The 18,777-nt window shown below is 70.6% G+C and carries 14 protein-coding genes; 6 read left to right on the forward strand and 8 right to left on the reverse strand.

Annotated elements, in window-relative coordinates; translation table 11 throughout:
- Positions 1 to 58: 58 nt before the first annotated feature.
- From CLT68_RS24910 to CLT68_RS24930, 5 genes are all read right to left on the reverse strand, one after another.
- Positions 59 to 1,258, reverse strand: coding sequence for an MFS transporter (locus CLT68_RS24910; protein WP_099854511.1), 1,200 nt, complete (start codon positions 1,256 to 1,258; stop codon positions 59 to 61).
- 123 nt (positions 1,259 to 1,381) lie between these two features.
- Entirely contained in the window at positions 1,382 to 3,316 is a 1,935-nt protein-coding gene (locus CLT68_RS24915; protein ID WP_099854513.1) for a Na+/H+ antiporter NhaA, read from the reverse strand.
- An 87-nt stretch (positions 3,317 to 3,403) separates the two neighbouring features.
- Entirely contained in the window at positions 3,404 to 4,909 is a 1,506-nt protein-coding gene (locus tag CLT68_RS24920; RefSeq protein ID WP_099854515.1) for a tripartite tricarboxylate transporter permease, read from the reverse strand.
- Positions 4,910 to 4,929: 20 nt separating this feature from the next.
- The gene (locus tag CLT68_RS24925) at positions 4,930 to 5,391 is read right to left on the reverse strand and encodes a tripartite tricarboxylate transporter TctB family protein (RefSeq protein WP_099854517.1); all 462 of its coding nucleotides are present in this window, start codon (positions 5,389 to 5,391) and stop codon (positions 4,930 to 4,932) included.
- A 1-nt stretch (position 5,392) separates the two neighbouring features.
- Complete coding sequence (locus CLT68_RS24930) at positions 5,393 to 6,409, reverse strand: tripartite tricarboxylate transporter substrate-binding protein (RefSeq protein WP_099854519.1); 1,017 nt, start codon at positions 6,407 to 6,409, stop codon at positions 5,393 to 5,395.
- Positions 6,410 to 6,554: 145 nt separating this feature from the next.
- Between CLT68_RS24930 and CLT68_RS24935 the strand changes: the two genes are divergently transcribed.
- Positions 6,555 to 7,238 carry a response regulator transcription factor gene (locus CLT68_RS24935; protein ID WP_099854521.1) on the forward strand — a complete coding sequence of 228 codons (684 nt, stop codon included), beginning with the start codon at positions 6,555 to 6,557 and terminating at the stop codon, positions 7,236 to 7,238.
- Between the two features lie 6 nt (positions 7,239 to 7,244).
- Complete coding sequence (locus CLT68_RS24940; protein ID WP_099854523.1) at positions 7,245 to 8,726, forward strand: sensor histidine kinase; 1,482 nt, start codon at positions 7,245 to 7,247, stop codon at positions 8,724 to 8,726.
- Positions 8,727 to 8,742: 16 nt separating this feature from the next.
- Here CLT68_RS24940 and CLT68_RS24945 read toward each other — a convergent pair whose 3' ends face one another.
- Positions 8,743 to 9,702, reverse strand: coding sequence for a TAXI family TRAP transporter solute-binding subunit (locus tag CLT68_RS24945; protein WP_099857593.1), 960 nt, complete (start codon positions 9,700 to 9,702; stop codon positions 8,743 to 8,745).
- A 166-nt stretch (positions 9,703 to 9,868) separates the two neighbouring features.
- Between CLT68_RS24945 and CLT68_RS24950 the strand changes: the two genes are divergently transcribed.
- Genes CLT68_RS24950 through CLT68_RS24965 form a run of 4 tightly spaced genes read left to right on the forward strand, consistent with a single transcriptional unit; the run spans position 9,869 to position 11,975 of the window.
- Positions 9,869 to 10,267, forward strand: a complete 399-nt coding sequence (locus CLT68_RS24950) for a YbaB/EbfC family nucleoid-associated protein (protein ID WP_099857595.1) — start codon at positions 9,869 to 9,871, stop codon at positions 10,265 to 10,267.
- Positions 10,254 to 10,598: a type VII secretion target gene (locus CLT68_RS24955; RefSeq protein WP_099854525.1), complete on the forward strand. Its 345-nt coding sequence runs from the start codon at positions 10,254 to 10,256 to the stop codon at positions 10,596 to 10,598. The genes CLT68_RS24950 and CLT68_RS24955 overlap by 14 nt, the downstream gene beginning before the upstream one ends.
- Complete coding sequence (locus tag CLT68_RS33940; protein ID WP_486482305.1) at positions 10,595 to 11,755, forward strand: WXG100 family type VII secretion target; 1,161 nt, start codon at positions 10,595 to 10,597, stop codon at positions 11,753 to 11,755. The genes CLT68_RS24955 and CLT68_RS33940 overlap by 4 nt, the downstream gene beginning before the upstream one ends.
- Position 11,756: 1 nt before the next feature.
- A complete protein-coding gene (locus CLT68_RS24965; RefSeq protein ID WP_099854527.1) occupies positions 11,757 to 11,975 on the forward strand; it encodes a DUF4926 domain-containing protein in 219 nt (72 codons plus the stop codon).
- Between the two features lie 90 nt (positions 11,976 to 12,065).
- On the opposite strand, the gene CLT68_RS24970 is transcribed toward CLT68_RS24965, so the two are convergent.
- Positions 12,066 to 12,611, reverse strand: a complete 546-nt coding sequence (locus CLT68_RS24970; protein WP_143743233.1) for a hypothetical protein — start codon at positions 12,609 to 12,611, stop codon at positions 12,066 to 12,068.
- Between the two features lie 176 nt (positions 12,612 to 12,787).
- Entirely contained in the window at positions 12,788 to 18,760 is a 5,973-nt protein-coding gene (gene proA / locus CLT68_RS24975) for an anti-phage protein ProA (protein WP_099854530.1), read from the reverse strand.
- Positions 18,761 to 18,777 lie beyond the last annotated feature (17 nt).

Raw genomic sequence — 18,777 nt, forward strand, 5'->3', positions numbered from 1 at the left:
AAGACCGCTGACATCTCCCGCCGACCGGGCGGCCAGCCGTCGGCCTTTCGTCGTCAGCTCAGGGCGCGGACCGGGTCGCGGGCGGGGCCGGGTCACGCCGCAGGAGGCTGAGCAGGACGACGACCGCGAGCACCGCCACCGCCGCGCTGAAGACCTCGCCGGCGGGGCGCAGACCGATCGTCTGGATCAGCAGACCGACCCCGACCGCGGGCACGCCCAGCATGGCGAACAGGATGGCGAAGAACGTCGACACCGCCTCGGCCTGGTGCTGCGGCTCGGTCTTCATGGTGATCGTCGCGATGCCGTCGCCGACCGCCACCCCGGACGCGACCCCGATCAGCGCCGCACTGACGAGCAGCGTCGCCAGCAGCGCCATCCACATGCTGAACGCCAGCAGCCCGGCTCCCACGATCAGGCCGACGCAGGCGCTGGCCAGCGCGGCGCGCGAGGACAGCACGCGGGTCAGCAGCTGACCGAACGCGGCACCGGCGAAGGCCACGAAGACCACCAGCGCGGCCAGGGTGTGCGAGGTCTCGTGCAGAACCATGCCGAGGAAGAGCCCAGTCACCGACGTGAGCACCCCGAGCGCGGCGAAGCCCGCACCGGCGGTGATCGCCGAGCGGACGAAGGCGCCGCGAATGGCCGCGGGCACGTGCAACTGTTGCACCCGTAGCGTCACCGGCGAGCGCTCGCGGACCGTCTCCGGCACGCCCCGCAACGCGATGATCGCCAGCACCGCGAGGATCAGCACGATGACCCAGGGCAGCCGCAGCGGGTCGGGCGCCACGTCCGACACGATCCCGGCCAGCAGGGTGCCGGTGGCGAGACCACCCAGGTTCGCGAAGATCGACACAGTGGCGGCTCGTTTCGGATGCCGCCGGTCGATCAACTCCGCCAGCGCCGCGGTCGCCGCACCGATGATCAGCGCTGCGGACAGACCGGCGAGGATCCGACCGACGATGATCATCGCCAGGTCCACGGCGAACAGGAAGACGGCGTCCGCGGCGACGGAGAGCAGCAGCGCGGCGAGGATGACCGGACGTCGGCCGATCTGGTCGGAGAGCCGCCCGAACACCAGCAGCCCGACGACCACGCCCAGCGCGTACAACGCGTAGACCACTGTCACCGTCAACGACGAGAAGCCGAACTGCATCTCGTAGAGCGGGTAGAGCGGGGTCGGCACGGTGGTGCCCACGAGCGTGATCCAGAAGGCGAACGCGACCCGTACCGCGCCGGACGTGGAACCGGAGCGTGTCACCCGTACAGCATGGGTCTTGACCTTGGCGGAGGTGCGGCATCGGCCCTAAACGCCCGCATCAGGTGGCGGCGGGGCAGGAGGGTTGGTGCGCTGCCGGCCGACACTCCCCCGCCTCGACCCCCGTCAGCTCGCCGGCCCGCCATCGGGGGGCCCGGGTTCCCGGGGGTGGTACTCGGGGCGCAGCTTCGCGCTGGCGAACGCCGCCTTCACCGCCGCCGAGAGCGCCGTGATGTCGTACGCGCCGTAGTGCCGCCGGCCGTTGATGAAGAAGGTCGGGGTGCCGGTGACGCCACTGAGGTCGGCGGATTCGACGTCCTCGGCGACCCGGTCGACACCCATCCGCTTGACCATGTGTTCCCGGAACTGGTCGACGTCCAGGCCGAGTTGTTCGGCATAGCCGAGCACGTCGTCGGGGGCGAGCGCGTCCTGGTGCGCGAGCAGCAGGTCGTGCATCTCCCAGAAGGCGCCCTGCTCGCCCGCCGCCTCGGCAGCCTCGGCGGCGATTTGGGCCTGCGGGTGGACGTCGGTGAGCGGAAGGTGCCGCCAGACGTACCGGACGTTGGCGAAGTCGGCGAGCAGTTCCCGGACCGCTGGCTCGGCCTGCCCGCAGTAGGGGCACTCGAAGTCGCCGTACTCCACGACCGTCACCGGCGCGTCGAGCGACCCGCGCATGTGGTCGCGCTCCGGATCGACCGGCAGCATCAGGTCGACGATCCCCTCGGCGACGCCCAGCAGCGCGCGCGCCCGCCGTGCCGGCGACAGTCGCCCGACCGAGCGGAACACCAGCCAGGTGACGAGGGACGCCCCCAGTGTCGCGACGAGGATGCCGAGCTTCGCCTCATCCAGGGCGGGGCCGCTGAGGGCATGGGTGGCGATGAGGAGCGCGACGGTGAACCCGATGCCGGAGATCGTGCCGACCCCCACGACGGCGACCCAGCCGACCGGTGGTCGGAACCGGTTGCCGCTGAGCCGGGCCACCAGCCAGGAGGCACCCACGATCCCGGCCGGCTTGCCGACGACGTAGGCGACCACGACGCCGAGCGTGACCGGGGAGACCACGGCCCTGGAGAGAAGGTCGCCGTCGATCACGATTCCGGTGTTGGCCAGCGCGAAGAGCGGCACGACCAGATAGCTCGCCCACGGGTGGTAGATGGTCTGGAGCCGCTCGTTCGGCGACAGCGCAGAGGTGAGCCCGGCCCGGGCCATCCGGGCCAGCTGCGGGGTGGGCTGTTCCCGGAAGAGGCGGAACTGGTCGCTCGCCCGCTGCAGGTCGTCGCGGCCGGGAGCGTAGGCGTAGGTCAGCAACCCCATCACCAGACCCACCACCACCGGATCGACACCGGACTCCGAGACCGCGACCCAGGCCGCCACCCCCAGCAGCGCGTAGACCGGCCCGAACCGCACACCCAGTGCCCGGACGAGCAGGACGACGCCGAAGATCCCCACCGCGGCGAGCAGCGCCATCGGCGAGGGATGATGTGGGTACGCGATTGCCAGCACCGCGATCGCGACCACGTCGTCGACGACGGCGACGGTCAACAGGAAACCCCGCAGCCGATCGGAGAAGCGCGGCCCGAAGACGGCCAGCGCGCCGAGCGCGAGGGCCGTGTCCGTGGCCATCACCGCGCCCCAGCCCGCGGCGGTGGTCTGCCCGACGTTGAACGCGAGATAGATAGCGATCGGCAGGAGCATGCCGCCGAACCCGGCCAGCATCGGCAGCGCCAGCCGACGCCGCTCCCGCAGCTCGCCGATGTCGAACTCGCGGCGCAGCTCCAGCCCCGCGACCAGGAAGAAGAACGTCATGAGCCCGCTGTTGACCCAGGTCCGCAGGTCGTGTGACAGGGACCAGCCGCCGAGCCGGACCGAGAGCGAGGTGCCCCACACCGACTCGTACGACGACACGTGCAGGTTGGCCCACACGAGTGCCGCCACCGCGGCGGCCAGCACCACCCGGGCGCCGCCGGTCTCGGTGCGCAGGAACGAGCGCAGCGGAGTGTTGAACCGACCCTCCCAGGCGGTTCGGCTGGTCCATCCCCGGTGTGGGTTGTCGCTCGTCACGGGGACAATCTTCGTTGACCTGATCGTCACGTGGTCCGGATTGGGGCACATGGCGATCGGCGGATACGAGCACCGGGCCTGAGACGCCTACTCCTCCTCGCTGAACACGGCCGCGCGGCGTTGACGAATCGTCGGGAGGACGGCGACGACGAGCGCCGCCACGGCCAGGACCAGGAGGGCCGCGGAGATCGGTCGGGTCAGGAAGACCGACGGGTCACCACGGGAGATGATGAGCGCGCGCCGCAGGTTCTCCTCCAGGAGCGGGCCGAGGACGAACCCGAGCAGCAGTGGGGCCGGCTCGCAGCCGCACTTGATCAGGATGTAGCCCAGGATCCCGAAGAACGCGATCGCGTAGACGTCGTACGCGTTGAATTTCAGCGAGTAGGTGCCGATCGCCGCGAACAGGATGATCATCGGGAACAGCACCTGGTACGGGATGCGCAGCATGCGCACCCATAGGCCGATCAGCGGCAGGTTCAGCAGCAGCAGGAGCACGTTGCCGATCCACATCGAGGCGATCAGGCCCCAGAACAGCGCCGGTTCGTCGTTGATGACGTTCGGGCCCGGGGTGATGCCGTGGACGATGAACGCGCCGATCATCAGTGCCATGACGGGGTGGGCGGGCAGACCCAGGGTGAGCAGCGGGATGAACGACGTCTGCGCGGCGGCGTTGTTCGCCGACTCGGGGCCGGCGACGCCCTCGATCGCGCCCCGCCCGAACTCCTGCGGCCGCTTCGAGATGCGCTTCTCCACGGCGTACGAGGTGAACGAGGCGAGCACGTGCCCTCCGCCGGGCAGGACACCGAGCGCGGCGCCGAGACCGGTGCCCCGCAGGATCGGGGCGACGATCCGACGCCGGTCCTCGCGGGTCGGCCAGAGGTTCGTCACCCTGCTGACGATCGCGGTGCGGGTCTGCTCGTTCTCCAGGTTGCGCAGGATCTCGGCCACCCCGAACAGGCCCACGGCGACCGACACGAAGTCGATGCCGCCGTACAGCTCGCGCTGCTCGAACACGAAGCGGGGAGTTCCGGTGTAGATGTCCTGGCCGACCGTGCCGAGCAGCACGCCGAGCGCGATCATCGCCAGTGCCTTGAGCGCGGTGCCCCGTGCCAGCGCGATCGACACGATCAGGCCGAACAGCACGAGGGAGAAGTAGTCGGCCGGGCCGAACTTCAACGCGACGCTGGCCAGTGGCGGGGCAGCGGCGGCCAGCGCGACAGTGGCCACCGTACCCGCGACGAAGGACCCGATCGCCGCGGCCGCCAGGGCCGGGCCGGCCCGTCCCTGGCGGGCCATTTCGTGCCCGTCCAGCGCGGTGACCGCCGCGGACGACTCACCGGGCAGGTTGATCAGGATGGCGGTCGTCGAACCGCCGTACTGCGCGCCGTAGTAGATGCCGGCCAGCATGATCAGCGCCGTCACCGGCTCGAAGCTGAACGTGATCGGCAGCAGCATCGCCACCGTTGCCGTCGGCCCGATGCCGGGCAGCACGCCGACCGCGGTCCCGAGCAGCACTCCCACGAAGCAGTAGAGGACGTTCTGGACCAGGAGGGCAGTCGAGAAGCCCAGCGCGAGGTTGTCGAGGAGTTCCATGTCTCAATCCGGGTCCCTCGTCAGAACCCCAGCCACGGGCCGAACAGCGGGATCCGTAGCTGAAGTCCGACGACGAAGATGAGGGTGCTGGCCACGGTCAGCCCGGCGGCCACGGCCACGGCCGTGAGCAGCCGTACACGTGCGCTGGCCAGTGTGGTGAGCAGCGCGGTCACCGCCGTCGTCGGTACGAACCCGAGGCGCCGGATGGTGAACCCGAAGAACAGGACCGCGACCACGATGGCGGCGACCGCGCGCCACGGGACCGGTCCGAACGAGATCACCTCACCGGCGACGAGTCCCTTGCCGACGATCGCCAGGCCCAGGGCGACCACAACCGCGCCGACCAGCAGCGGGAACGCGCCGGGGCCCATCCGTGTCGGGGTGCCCAGCTCGTAGCCGAGCGCCCCCACCACGAATGCGCCACCGATCAGGACGAAGACTCCCCCGGCGAGGACGTCCGGGAACGACCGACGGCGCTCCACCTCAGGAGACCTTCACCCCGGAGTCAGCGATGATCTTCGCCCAGGTGCCGAGCTGCTCGTCGAGCTTCGCCCGGTGCGCCTCCGGGGTCGCGTCCTGCGCCGGGACCGGGGCGGTGCCGAGCTTGGCCATCTGGTCGATGACCCCCTGGTCGGCGAGCGCCACCTTCAGCGCCTCGGACAACTTCTGGACGATCTCCTGCGGAGTGTCGGCCGGGACGTACAGGCCGTGCCACACGCTGACCTTGAGCTGGGGCAGCCCGGCCTCGGTCGTGGTGGGCAGGTCGGGAAGGCTCTTCACCCGCTCGGGCGTGGTGACCGCGTACGCCTTCACCTTCCCGGCGGCGATCTGGCCGCTGGTGTTGGTGGTCTGGTCGCACATGAAGTCGACCTGGCCGCCGACGAGGTCGGTCAGCGCGGGGCCGGTGCCCTGGTACGGGACCTCCTGGAGCTTCACACCGGTGGTGCTCTGGAACAACAGGCCACACAGGTGCGACGCCGCACCGATGCCGGCGTTGGCCAGCGTGACCTTGCCGGCGTTCGCCTTCACGTGGGTCACCAGGTCCTGGAGTGTCGCGGGCGCGAAGTCCTTGCGTGCGACGATCGTCATCGGCACCTCGGTGACGAGCCCGACCGTCTCGAAGTCGTCGAGCGGCTTGTAGCCCAGGCTCTTGTACAGGGCGGGCGCTGTGGACATGCCGATGTGGTGCATGAGCACCGTGTAGCCGTCCGGCCTGGCCCGTGCGACATCGCCGGCGCCGACAGTGCCGCCGGCGCCCTCGACGTTCTGGACGACGATCTTGCCGCCGAGCTTCGCGGCCATCGGCTCGGCGATCATGCGGGTGACCGTGTCCGTCGGACCGCCCGCGCTGAACGGCACGACGATCGTGATGTTCTGGTCCGGGTAGCTGTCGGCGTCGCCTCCGCCGCCTCCGTTACCGGAACAGGCGGCGACGAGCGAGACGACGCCGATCGCGGCGATCACCCCCGTGGTGGCCCGGTACCTGCTGGTCGTTCGCATTCGGCGGCCTCCCCATCAGCGCATGGACATTCCTCGGTGTGTGCGTGGCCCCCAGTCTCGGCTGGTCGGGACGCCGATGGTGTCAGGAAAATCCCAAGAACCAGGGCCGGCACGAGCGCCGGTCTTCGCCGTACAATCCGCTGGTATGCGGATAACCGTCATCGAGGATGACGACCGCGTGGCGCGGGGTCTGGTGACCGTCCTGACCCAGGCGGGCTTCGAGGTCCACCGCGTCGCCACCGCCGCGGAGGCCGTCCGCGCCGCGCCGGCCGACGTGGTCCTCGTCGACCTGGGTCTGCCCGACGGCGACGGGCTCGACGTCATCCGCAAGCTGCGTGACCACCCGCAGACCGCCGTCATCGCGGTGACCGCGCGATCCGAGGAGCACGAGCGGGTCCGTGGCCTGCGTGCCGGCGCCGACGACTACATCGTCAAGCCGTTCGGCGTCCCGGAGTTGCTGGCCCGGATCGACGCCGTCCTGCGGCGCACCCGGGCCGCTCGTGCCGTCGGCCACGCGGACGAGCCGATCCTCCTCGGCCCGATGCGGATCGGCATCGGGACCCGCGAGGTCACCGTCGACGGCACCCCCGTGCCGTTGACCCGCAAGGAGTTCGAGTTGCTCCTGCTCCTGGCCCGGCGCGCGCCCAATGTGGTCAGCCGTGACGTCATCCTCGACCAGATCTGGCGCGCGACCTGGGAGTCGTCGAGTCGCACCCTGGACACCCACATCGCGGCACTACGGCACAAGTTGGGGCCGAACGTGGTCATCCGCACGGTCCACGGCGTCGGCTATCGGCTGCTGGCCGACCAGCCGGAGCTGATCGGCTGACGCGCCGTGCACCGCCGCCTGCTCGTCGTCCTGGTTCCCCTCGCGGTGCTGCTCGTTGCGGCGCTCGGGGTGCCGCTCAGCGTCACCGTGGCCGAGCGGGAGATGCAGGAGACGTACGTCAACCGGCTGGGCGACGTCGGCCGGTTCGCCTCGCTGGCGGAGACCGCGCTGTCGACCGGGCGCACCGAGGCTCTCCAGCAGGAGCTGACGCGATACCACGACCTCTACGGCATTCCGGTCGCGCTGATCGACACGTCGGGCACGGTGCTGCTCGGGCCGACCGACGCGTACGAGCAGGCGGCGCGCGCCGAGCCGGCGTTGCCCCGGATCGTGACCGCGGCACTGGCCGGGGCGCGGTCCGAACCGTCCTGGGAGTGGGCGCCGTGGGACGACTCCGCACTCGTCGTGGCGGAGCCGGTGGGACGGGACAGTGAGGTCGTCGGCGCCGTCGTGACGATCTCGGACCTGTCGAAGACGCGCGACGCCATCCTCGTCCGCTGGGCCCGGCTGGCCGGGCTCGGGTTGCTGCCGCTGATCGCCCTGGCGGCCGTCGCCTGGCCGGTGTCGGCATGGGTGCTACGGCCGGTGCGCAAACTGGACGCGGCGACCTCGCGGATCTCCGAGGGCGACCTGACGATCCGCGCCGACGCCGAGGCCGGCCCGACCGAGCTGCGGCGGCTGGCGGAGTCGTTCAACACCATGATGGACGCCGTCGAGAACGCCGTGCAGCGGCAGCGGGCGTTCGTCTCCGACGCCTCGCACCAGTTACGCAACCCCTTGACCAGCCTCCGGCTGGCGGTGGAGAGCCTCGCACCGCACCTGCGCCCCGACGGCGACGGGCAGCAGGCGTACGACATCGCCGTCGACGAACTGAAGGCGATGCAGCGGATGCTGAACTCGCTTCAGGCCAGTGCGCGGATGGAGAGCATCCGGACGGCATCGCCGGTGGACCTCGACGAGGTGCTGGCGACCCGGGTCGACCGGTGGCGGGCATTGACGGCCACGGCCGGGCAGACACTGACGGTCGACGTGCCGCCGGGGCTGCGGGTGCTGGAGCCGACGGGCGGCCTGGGCAGCATCCTGGACGAGCTGGTCAGCAACGCGCTACGGCTGTCCGACGCGCAGGTCGTGCAGGTGGTCGCACGGATCGTCCCCACTGGTGTGGGCGACGGACACGGCCTCGGCGCCGCAGCCGCCGGCGGCGGCGTAGTCACCATCGCCGTCCGTGACGACGGCCAGGGAATGGACGTCTCCGAGCGTGCGCAGGCGCTGCGACGGTTCTGGCGGTCGCCACGGCACCAGAACGTGCCCGGGACCGGCCTGGGCCTGGCGATCTGCACCGACCTGATCGGGGCAGCCGGTGGCGAGCTGCGGCTGGAGGAGGGCTTGCCGCGTCCGGACGGGTCGGGGCACGGCTTCGCGGCGGTGGTGGCGTTGCCAGCCGTCCCGCGGGTGGCGGCGCCGTCCGGCGCTCCGACGCCGGTGTGACGAGCCGCGTCTCGGGTCAGCGCTTACGGTCGCGGAACCAGGCCGCCGCACCCGGATGCAGCGGGACCGATGCGGTCGAGATGCCGGTGCGTACGTTGATCTGCCACGCCTCGGGAAGGGCCTCGGCGTCGTCGCGGCCGGCGGAGGTGATCGTGCTGGTGTGCGTGAAGATCGTGTCGGTGATGGCGTAGACCAGGTCGTCGGGCAGGTCGTTGCGCGCGAGCAGCACGTTCGGCACGGCCACGGTGCGGGTGGCCGGAACGCCCGCGTAGGCAGCCGCGTGAATCGTGGCCGGGGCATAGGGACCGGGGTACGCCGCGAAGAGCCCGTCCGCCTCCGCGTCCAGCGGGAGCAGCCGGATCGGATGCCGCCGCGCCAACTCGGTGATGGCGGGTGTCGGGACGCCGGTCAGGGAGAACATCGCGTCGATCGTGCCGTCGCGCAACGCCGCCGCCGACTCCGCCTGGCTGAGATTCCGGCTGTCGGCTTTCACCGGGCCGAGAGCCAGAACCCTCAGCGACGTGAACTCGGTGCCCGAGTCGTGGGCGCCGAGGGACAGTCGCATGCCCTCAAGGTCCCGGAACTTGTCGATCGTCGACCAGGCCATCACCACGAGATGCAGGTGACTGTCGTAGAGCCGGCAGATCGCCGAGAGCCCTCCGGGCGCGCTGCCATCAGTCGTGATCAACGCGTCCAGGCTGGTCAATCCCAGGTGCACCTCGCCGGCCCGCAGCATCCGGATGTTGTCGGTGGACGCCCCGCTCGGCACGGTCGTCACCGTCGCGCCCGCCACCTGGGCGGAGATGTGCGCGGCCAGCGCACCACCGATGCGCCGATAGACCGCTCCCGCCGGCCCGGTCGCCAGTCGCAGGTGGATCTCGCCCGCCTCGGGCTGCCGCGAACAGCCGACGAGCAGCCCTCCGGCGGCCAGGAGCACCGCACGCCGACTGAACCGCACCGTTGGGTTCAGCAACATGCCGAGATGATACGGACGGCGGCCGCCCATTGGCGGCGTTGGACGGTCACCACCTGAGCCGGCGGCAACGGCCACCGGACGGGGCATACACGGAGCGCCACCAGTTGGTAACGTGCGGGTGATCACGCTGGCTGTCGTCGGCGGTGGTCCCCTGGGGAGGGTCGACATGTGGGCGGACGACGCTGCGCTCGACGCGGCCGGACACCGGCTCGACGAGTGGGAGTCGTCGCTCGCCGAACGGGCGGCACGGGCGAAGACGCTCTCGGCGAGGATGCAGGAGCTGACCGGCACCGCCCACAACAACGACCGGACGGTCGACGTCACCGTCGAATGCTCCGGCCTGCTGATCGGCCTACGGCTCGACGAACGCATCCGGCAGCAACCCGCGGCGCGCACCGCCCAGCAGATCCTGGAGACCACCCGAGCGGCACGCACCGACCTGCTACGCCAGGTCCGCGAACTGACAGTGGAGTTCCTCGGCGACGACGCGAGCGCCAAGGCCATCATCGAGTCGTACCGCAGCCGGCTGGCTGGTGACGAGGGTTCGAGCGATGCCGACCGGTGACGGCATCCACGTCGACCCGGGCGACCTGACCGCCCACGCCGCCCGCATCGACCGCTGCGCCGGCAGCCTCGACACGGCCCAACAGGCGGGCCAGCACGTCCGGTTGGGCGCCGACGCGTACGGTCAGCTCTGCGCCCTGATGCCGACATTGCTCGACGGCCTCCAGCGAACCCTGGTCGACGGCATCGGCGCCGCCGCCGCGTCGGTGCGGGACACCGCCGGCAAGCTGCGGGTCGGAGCAGACCGCTACCGAAGCTCCGACGCCCACGCGAAGCAACTGCTCGACGGAGTACGGCAGCAGCACCTCGATGAGGTGCGGCGGCAGCCGTGACGTCCAACCCGCTCGTCGCCGCAGCAGCGGACACCCCACCCAGCGCATGGGCAGGCATCTGGATCTGCGAGGACATCGACCTCATCGCCCAGGGCGTCCGCAACGGCAGTTGGATCGACGGCAGCCTCGGCGTGGTGAGCGCCGGCCTGGACGCCCTCGCCTTCGTCTCCGACCCGGTCGGCGCCCTGCTCCAGTACGGGATCGCCTGGCTCATCGAGCACGTCAAGCCGCTCAGTGAGGCGCTGGACTGGCTCGCCGGCGACCCGGCGCAGATCACCGCTCACGCCCAGACCTGGCGCAGCGTCGCGGCATCGCTCCGCGAGGAGGCCGGCAGGCTGACCCGCGCCGTCCGCAACGACGTCGCCGGATGGGGTGGCGGCGCCGGCCCCGCCTACCGCGCCTGGGCCGCCGAACAACAGCAGGCCATCACCGGCCTCGCCCAGGGCGCCAACGCCATGGCCGCGATCACCGAAGGCGCCGCCGGCCTCGTGGCCGCCGTCCGGCTCCTGGTCCGCGACGCCATCGCCACCTGCGTGTCCCGCCTCATCGTGTACGCGGGCGAACTCGTCGTCACCGGCGGACTGGCCGCGCCGCTGGTCGTGGAGCAGGTCACGACGCTGGTGGCGTCGTGGGCGGCACGGATCGCGCGGCTGTTGCGGGGGCTGCTGGCCAGCCTGCGCCGGTTGATCCCGGAGGTACGCCGGCTCGGCGACCTGATCGACAAGCTCAAGCAGGCGCTGGGTCGACTCCAGAAGCAGTCGCCCGATCCCCCGAGGCCCGACAATCCCGGGCCGACGAAGATTCCGGGTGATCCGAGCCGACCGGACTTCACTCAGGTCGAGATCGACTCACGGAAGATCACCGCCTACGCCATGAACCCGGACCACCCTGTCGGCAAGAACAAGTTTCGCGTCATCAACTCCGCCACTGGCCTCGGCCCGGATGACGCCGACGCAATCCTGCAGCAGATTCGCGAAGGCGTACTCGCCGGCAAGCCCTTGCTCGGCAGGGCGGACGAGTTCGGCCAGCGGTGGAACGTGGACCTACCCCTGACCGGCCCCGATGGCACGATCACCGTCCGCACAGCCTGGATACTGGAGAGCGGGGCATCTGCACCTCGGATGGTGACCATCTCGTTCCCGCCAAAGGAAGGTTGACATGTTGGAGTTGTACGACGTGGTTGAACTCCGAGAAGCCATTCCGGGAGAGGAACTGCCTGCCGGGGCAGTGGGAACCGTCGTGCACGTCTTCAACGGCCCCCCGCCTGCGTACGAAGTCGAGTTCGCCGACGCCGATGGCCGTACGGTCGCCATGGTCACGCTCCGAGCCGACCAGGTAGTTCAACGCGGGGCCGGACGAAGCCCAGTGAACGGATAGATCCACTGCGGATGTGATGCCGAGATCACCTGCACGCAATCATCGTTGATGATGACTGGATGTAACATCACGTTGGGCGCGGGAAGTCGGCTAACTTGCATCACCATCCGAGACTTCGTGCCGCTTTGCCGCCACCCGCAGCGCTGCCATCACGACGTGCCCTGGGTAGTCGATCAGCGTGGGGTAGCGCCGACGGTGGTAACAGTCCCAGTAGCTGGCAACCCGTTGGCCGGTGAGCGCCACGAACGCCGGGTTCTCGACCGCAAGTCGCCCATAGACGGCTTCCGTCGGACTGTGTGGAACGACCAGTTCCGGCGCGAGAACCCGCCGAATGACCGACACAATCTCGTCCACGTACTCGCCCACCAACTGCACCACGAACGGCGCCACCCACGGTTCGATCAAGCCGACCACCCGCTCCAGCCGCCGCTGCCTTACCCGGCCATCGTGGTGGCGGGTGTACAGGCAATCGAGCACCGCACGCTGGGTGGCAGACAGCGTCGCCTCAGCGGCAACGGACGGCGCGTCGGAGTAGATCCGGGATGGAATCACGACCGTCTCGCCATCGACCAGCACACGGAATGGCGACGTCGGCGCGTGCGGCGCCAGCGGTAGGACTGCCAACGCCTTTCGCACGTCATCACCTAGACGACGTGGGAAGGCAGCATCCAAGGCTGCCGTCTCACCCAACTCCGAGCTCAGGAATTGCACGGCCGATCGTAGCCCCGGCGGCGCCGGAGCCATTACGAGACATCGCTTAGCCGACCAGATGCTCAGCTCACGCCTGTTACCGATATACGTGGTGACTCTCGTCAGCTTCGGGTGAGGCGGCCCTCCTGGTCGAAGCGGAGGCGTCCGCTGGTCACGGCGACGTGCAGCCCGTACCGGAGTAGCTTGTCGATTTTCTCGGTGCGGCGGCGGTAGCCGAGCCGTTCCAGGCCGGCGCGCAGCAACCGTTCCTCGTCCATGCTCGGCGTGCCCTGGAGCACGTGTACGAAGGCGTTGGCCACCTCCTCGGGTGGCACTTCCTCGAACGCGCGGTCGTTGCTCGCCTGCGTGACCCGGTACGCGCGGTACGTCTGCGGGTCGGCGCCTTCCGGCCAGGCGTACCGGCTCACGGTCGGGTGCGTGTAGAGGCGGCGGGAGTCGACGAGCGCCAGCACGGCGGTACGCCGGTCCTCCCGGGTCCGGAGGAAACCGAACCGGGCGAGGGCGAGGCGTGCGAGCCGGTGCTGCTCGATGGGCCCCTCGGCCTCGATGATCTCGCGGAGCGCGTTCCGCATCAGGTCACGTACGCGCCGGTCGGTGGCCAGAAGGTCGAGGTCGGCCTGGTCTCCGAGCGAGGTCGGGACGTACGGAACGAATGGGCTCACCGTGATGGTGTCCGCAGCCGAGGTCGCCGTGGTCGTGGCGGCCAGTGCGGTGACGGGTGCCGAGGATTCGCCCCGGAGCGGCTCCTCGTCCACCGCGAGGCGCGGCTGTGGCAACTCGGCGGTCGGTGTCGAGTGAGGCTCCACGTCCGCTTCGGAGCGCGGCTGCGGCAGTTCGACGGCTTCGGGTGCGACTGCGACCGGTGACGACTCGGGTTCGGCGGTCGCGGGGGCGGCGGCCCGGGTGACCGCTTCGTCGACCCGGTCGAGTAGCGCTGACCGGTCGTGGATCCACGCCGGCAGCCAGAACCGCACGACCTCCGGCCAACCCATGATCGAGCGGAGGAGCGTGGGCGCCGAGTCCCGGTCGGCCACCGTCGGGCGTGCGCTCCAGTCCGGGCCGTCGAGCATGACGGCCACCTGCCAGAGTGGTGCGCCTGGTCTGCGTACGGCGATGTCCACCGTGAAGTCGGAGAGGCCGTGCGAGGTACGGACCTCGTGGCCGCGGCCGCGCAGCGCCGCGGCCACCTCGTCGCGGATCCGACTGCGTCGCTCGGTGCGGTCGGTGGCGAGGTCGCCCAGGCGCTCCGCGCCGGCGGCGGCCATCTCGCAGTACGCCCGCAGGTGCTGGGTGCCCAGCGCGGACGTGCGGGACAGGTCGATGTCGGACGGGTCGAAGGAGGAATAGAGGACGACCTGGCGGCGGGCGCGGGTGATGGCCACGTTGAGCCGCCGCTCGCCGCCGGCCTGGCTCAGCGGGCCGAAGTTCAGCGGGAGCTGGCCAGTCTCCAGGTTGGTGGAGAAGGCCAGGGAGAACAGGACGACGTCGCGCTCGTCGCCCTGCACGTTCTCCAGGTTCTTGACGAAGATCGGCTCCGCGACCGCGCCGGACAGGTGCTCGCGGATGATCGGGTCGGGGCTCTCCTCCAGCAGGTTGAGGATGAGGTCCCGCTGCTGGACGTTGAAGGTGACCACGCCGACGGACTGGGTGGCGGTCGCCGGGTCGTGCAACCGCCGGGTGATGTCGGCGAGGATCGCCCGTGCCTCGACCTCGTTGGTGCGGGATCCGCCCCGGTCGTACCGGCCTTCGACGCGCCGCCAGCTGACGCCCGCCAAGCTGGCGGCACCGGGCGACGGGAGGCTGGAGAGCTTGTTGTCGTAGTAGTAGCGGTTGGAGAAGGCAATGAGTGACTCGTCGTGACTGCGGTAGTGCCAGGACAGCCACCGTTGCGGCAGTCCCGACTCGACGGCCTCGCTGAGAATGCTCTCCAGGTCCTCCGGCACCGGGCCGTTGCCCTCGTCGACCTCGTCCACGCTGTGGCTGGCCTGCATGATGCTGCTCGGCGGCATCTGCCGGGAGTCACCGACCACCACCACGGCGCTGCCCCGACCCATCGCGCCGATCGCCTCCGCCACGCGGATCTGCGAGGCCTCGTCGAAGATGACCAGGTCGAAACGTTGGCTCCCCGGCGCCAGGAAGTTCGCCGCGGACGCGGGGCTGACCAGCACGCACGGGGTCAGTGCGAGCACCGCGTCCGCGTACTGCTCGAACAGCTCCCGGAAGGACCGCCCGCCCCGCTTTCGGCGGAGCTCGGCCGCGAAGTCAGCGAAGCGCCCACGCCGGTCGGCAGGGCTGAAGGGGCGGCGGCGGACCAGCACCGACGGCAGCTGCGTCGGCAGCGCGGACCGCAGCTCACCGGCGGCCGCCTCGAACTGGCTGATCTCGTCGTCATGCAGTTCCGGGTCGAAGTACTGCAGGCCGCCGGCCCGTAAACGCTCGGCGAGGGACGCCGTCGCGACTCCCCGCCGGTAGACCTCCTCGGCGAGATGCGCGGGCACCTCGGCGCGCAGCAGCTGGTCCCGATAGTCGGTGAGACCGGCCGAGGCGAGCACGTCGGCGTGGGCCAGGACGGTCGCCCATCGGCGCAGCGGGAACAACTCCTCGCTCTGCACCTCGTGCAGCCAGGCCGCGCCGTCGCGCTGCCAGGCGTCGGTCCAGTGCGAACCGGCGGCCCACAGTGCCAGCTCGGCCTCACCGGAGCGCAGCACTCCGCGCCAGGCCCGCCACCGGGAGGCGAACCGGTCGAGGAGCACAGCGTCCACATCGGTGAACCCGCCCTGAAACAGCTCCCAGGCCTGCGGGTGCCGGGCCAGGAGCGTCCGGCCGACCCGGGTCGCCTCGATCGCCTCGGTCAGCCGCTCCTGCGCGTTGGGGTCGGTGGGCTGCCACTGCGACAGCCGCAGCCCGCCCACCGCGACGACATGCTGGTAGAGGGCCGCCGCCTGCGCCTGGGCGGCCACCAGCCGACCGGTGGCCACCTCCACCCGCTCGACGTCGAGCGTCGCGCCGGCAACCAGGTGCACCGCCAACCGATCCACGATGGCCCGCCGACGCTTGCGCTTACCGATCAGCTTCTTCGCCACCTCCTGGGCCTCACCGTGCCAAGCGGTCAGCTCCGGTCGAGCGAACACGTCCGGCCGGAAGGTGGCCAGCTCACCGGCGAAGCCCTGCCGGAAGGCCGCCAGGTCCGCCTGGAGCCGGGCCACCGCCTCGTCCCACCGTCGGTCGCTGGCGTGCAGGGTGGTCTGCCGGTCCGGCAGCAGTCCGCGTACGGCGAGCCAGGCGCCCGCCTGCAGCTCGCTCACGGTCTCCGGGGCGGGCAGCGTCCGCAGCAACTCGACCAGGCGCGGGTGGGCGGCGAGGTCGACTCGGAGGCGTTCGAGCTCACCGGCGATCTCGGTGACCGCGGCGCCGTGCAACCCGTCGAGGGTGCGGCAGCCGCTGATCGCCCACGGGTGCGCGGCCCGGAGTCGGGCCGATCGTGCGGCCGCCGGGAACTCCCGCAGTGTCGTCTCGACCTGCGCGCGTGCCGGAGCGGGTGCGTGCAGGTAGGCCACCGGGATCGGGGCGACCGGGCCGTCCCCGTACGCCAAAGTCTGCTCGTAGGCCGACCAGAGCGACATCCCGACGGGGTTGGTGGTGTGCACCTGGGCCGGGTACTCGGTCAGTGGGGCGAGTCGCGTCCGGTAGGCCGTCTCGACGGCAGTCCACGTGCCGTCGCCGCCCTGGTCGTACTGGTCGAGCGCGTCGCGCAGCTGCTGGCGGATCGCGTTGAGGGACTGCTTGCGCCCGTGCAGGTCGAGCGCGAACGGGCCGAGGCCAATCTGCTTGAGGCGGCGCTTCACCACCTCCAGTGCTGCCTGCTTCTCGGCGACGAACAGCACCGACCGGCCCGCGCTGACCGCCCGGGCGATCATGTTGGTGATGGTCTGGGACTTACCGGTGCCCGGCGGGCCCTCCAGGACGAAGGAGTGGCCCCGCTCGGCGCGCACGATGGCCTGCATCTGCGACCCGTCGGCGGGGATGGGCAGGTGCAGGTCGGCCTCGTCGACGGCGATCTCGACGTCGTGCTCCGGGCGGGCGGGATCGTCGAACGTGGCGCCGGAGGACTCGACCAGGTGCCGGACGACCGGATTCTCCATGAACCGGGGCCAGTGGTCGGTGAGGTCCCGCCACATCTGGAAGGTGGAGAACTGCAACAGTCGAAGGCTGGCGCTCTCGTCGGTCCGGTAGTTGAGCCGGTTGTCGAGCAGCCCGGTGTTGATCGCGGCCAGGGTCTTGGCGATGTCGATGCCGTGCTCGTCGAGGACCGGTCGCTCCAGCTCCGGGATCCGCACGCTGTGCTTCACCCGCAACCACTCGATCAGGCAGTAGTTCGGGCTGGCGACCTCGGTGCCGTCAATGACCATTGCGTACGGGCGGCGGCCGCTGCCTCCCTCGATGCGCACCGGCAGGAGAAACAGCGGCGCGTACGCCTCTCCCCCGGTCGCCTTCGTGTGAACCAGGGTGCCGATGGTCAGGTAGAGGTAGTTGCTGCCGGTCTCCTGCTCCATCGTGCGCGCCTCCCGCTGCAGCGCGCGCATCGCGGTCTTGTAGCGGGCGTCGGTGACCGCGCCGTAGACCCGCCGGTCGGTACGCAGCTCCCGGGTCAGGATCTCGGCTTCGAGGTCCTGTGCCCGCCGTGCCCCGGCCAGCTCGTGGACGTGGCTGATGTCGTCCTGCGGGATGACCTGCACCTGGCGGCCATCGTGGATGAGGTCGTCGAGCAGGGCCAGCGCACCCGCCGGCACGTGCAGATCCAGGCCACGGCCCCGCTTGGGCAGGTTGAGCAGCGGATTACGCAGGCTCAGGTCGAGCAGCGACTTCTTCCACTGCTGGATACGGGCAGGCGACCCGTCGGACTGCTGCGGCACCTCCTCGCCCTCGTCGGCGATCTGGCGCAGCTTCGCGGCGGCGACCCCGGGCGGAAGGTCGAGGGACGCTGTTATCTTCGGCGTCGCCTCGGCGTCGACCGCGGCGGGCGCGACCAGTTCGTCGGCTGACGGCAGCGGGCGGATCCCCGAGCGATGGGCCAGGTGGACGTCGACGACGCCCTGCATGCGTTCGCCGTCGCCGCGGAAGTGACCGAGCCCGACGCGTACCGCCTCGGTGAAGGTCGCCGCCTGCGCGCCCGGCCCGATGCGGGTCAGCTCGACCGGCACGGCCCGGCCGGAATCCACCATCGAGATCAGCAGGTTGGTCTCGGTCACCGCGGCCGAGCCCAGCCGTTCCTCCTCCAGCAGGAAGCCACCGAAGGCGTGCCCCGCGCTGATGAAGATGAGCGGGTGCAACCCCGCCGCCTCCAGACAGGCGGCGTACGTGACGGACAGGTCGAGGCAGTTGCCGAGCCGCCCGTCGAGCACCGCCGCGGTGGTGCGCACCTTCTGGCCGGTGTTCTCGAACGACGCCGGTAGGGTCTGGTAGGTGATCTCGAGTTGGCGCAACGCCTCGTACACCGCGCCGGCGATCAGGGCCGCCCGCTCCGAGCCCTCCTGATAACCCTGCAGCGAGCCGGAACCCGTCCGCGCGAGCAAAAGCTGGGCGGCAGCCCGCAGGACAGCCTCCACCGCCCGGGTGTTCGGCTGCACGAAGGCCGCCAGGCTGTCGTACAGGGCAGGGCTGTTGAACCACTCGTTGTGCGCCAGCACTCTGGACGGGGCGACCAGCCGCAGTGTCTGCTCCTGCGCCTGCACCCGGAGGGTGTAGTCGACCGGGAACGCCTCGTCGGTGCGGTACAGGAGCACGCGGTCGGGCGTGAAGTCACGGAAGTCGTCCCAGCTCGTGCTGGTCCCGGGTCGCAACGGCGCAGCGAGGGTACGCGTCCACGGCTCGGTCAGCGCGCCGTCCGGGCCACGCAGTTCCAGCGTCACCGTGACCTCGGTCAGCGGCACCGCACCCCGGTTGACGAGCGTGAGGTGACGCACCAACGGCACCCGGTTGTGCACCAGGGCGGCGTTGATCGCCGGCTGCACGATCAGCCCAACTTCGAGCTGGTCGTCGTCGGCGGTGAACTGCGCGAAGACGCTGTCGGACATGGGCGTTTCTCCAGGTG

This window comes from Micromonospora sp. CNZ299 (assembly GCF_002754415.1).

Coding starts and splice junctions, on each gene's coding strand:
- CLT68_RS24920 (WP_099854515.1), bottom strand. CDS start 4,909: ATGGAACTCCTCGACAACCTCGCGCTGGGCTTCTCGACTGCCCTCCTG.
- CLT68_RS24930 (WP_099854519.1), bottom strand. CDS start 6,409: ATGCGAACGACCAGCAGGTACCGGGCCACCACGGGGGTGATCGCCGCG.
- CLT68_RS24935 (WP_099854521.1), top strand. CDS start 6,555: ATGCGGATAACCGTCATCGAGGATGACGACCGCGTGGCGCGGGGTCTG.
- CLT68_RS24945 (WP_099857593.1), bottom strand. CDS start 9,702: ATGTTGCTGAACCCAACGGTGCGGTTCAGTCGGCGTGCGGTGCTCCTG.
- CLT68_RS24950 (WP_099857595.1), top strand. CDS start 9,869: ATGTGGGCGGACGACGCTGCGCTCGACGCGGCCGGACACCGGCTCGAC.
- CLT68_RS24955 (WP_099854525.1), top strand. CDS start 10,254: ATGCCGACCGGTGACGGCATCCACGTCGACCCGGGCGACCTGACCGCC.
- CLT68_RS24965 (WP_099854527.1), top strand. CDS start 11,757: ATGTTGGAGTTGTACGACGTGGTTGAACTCCGAGAAGCCATTCCGGGA.
- proA (WP_099854530.1), bottom strand. CDS start 18,760: ATGTCCGACAGCGTCTTCGCGCAGTTCACCGCCGACGACGACCAGCTC.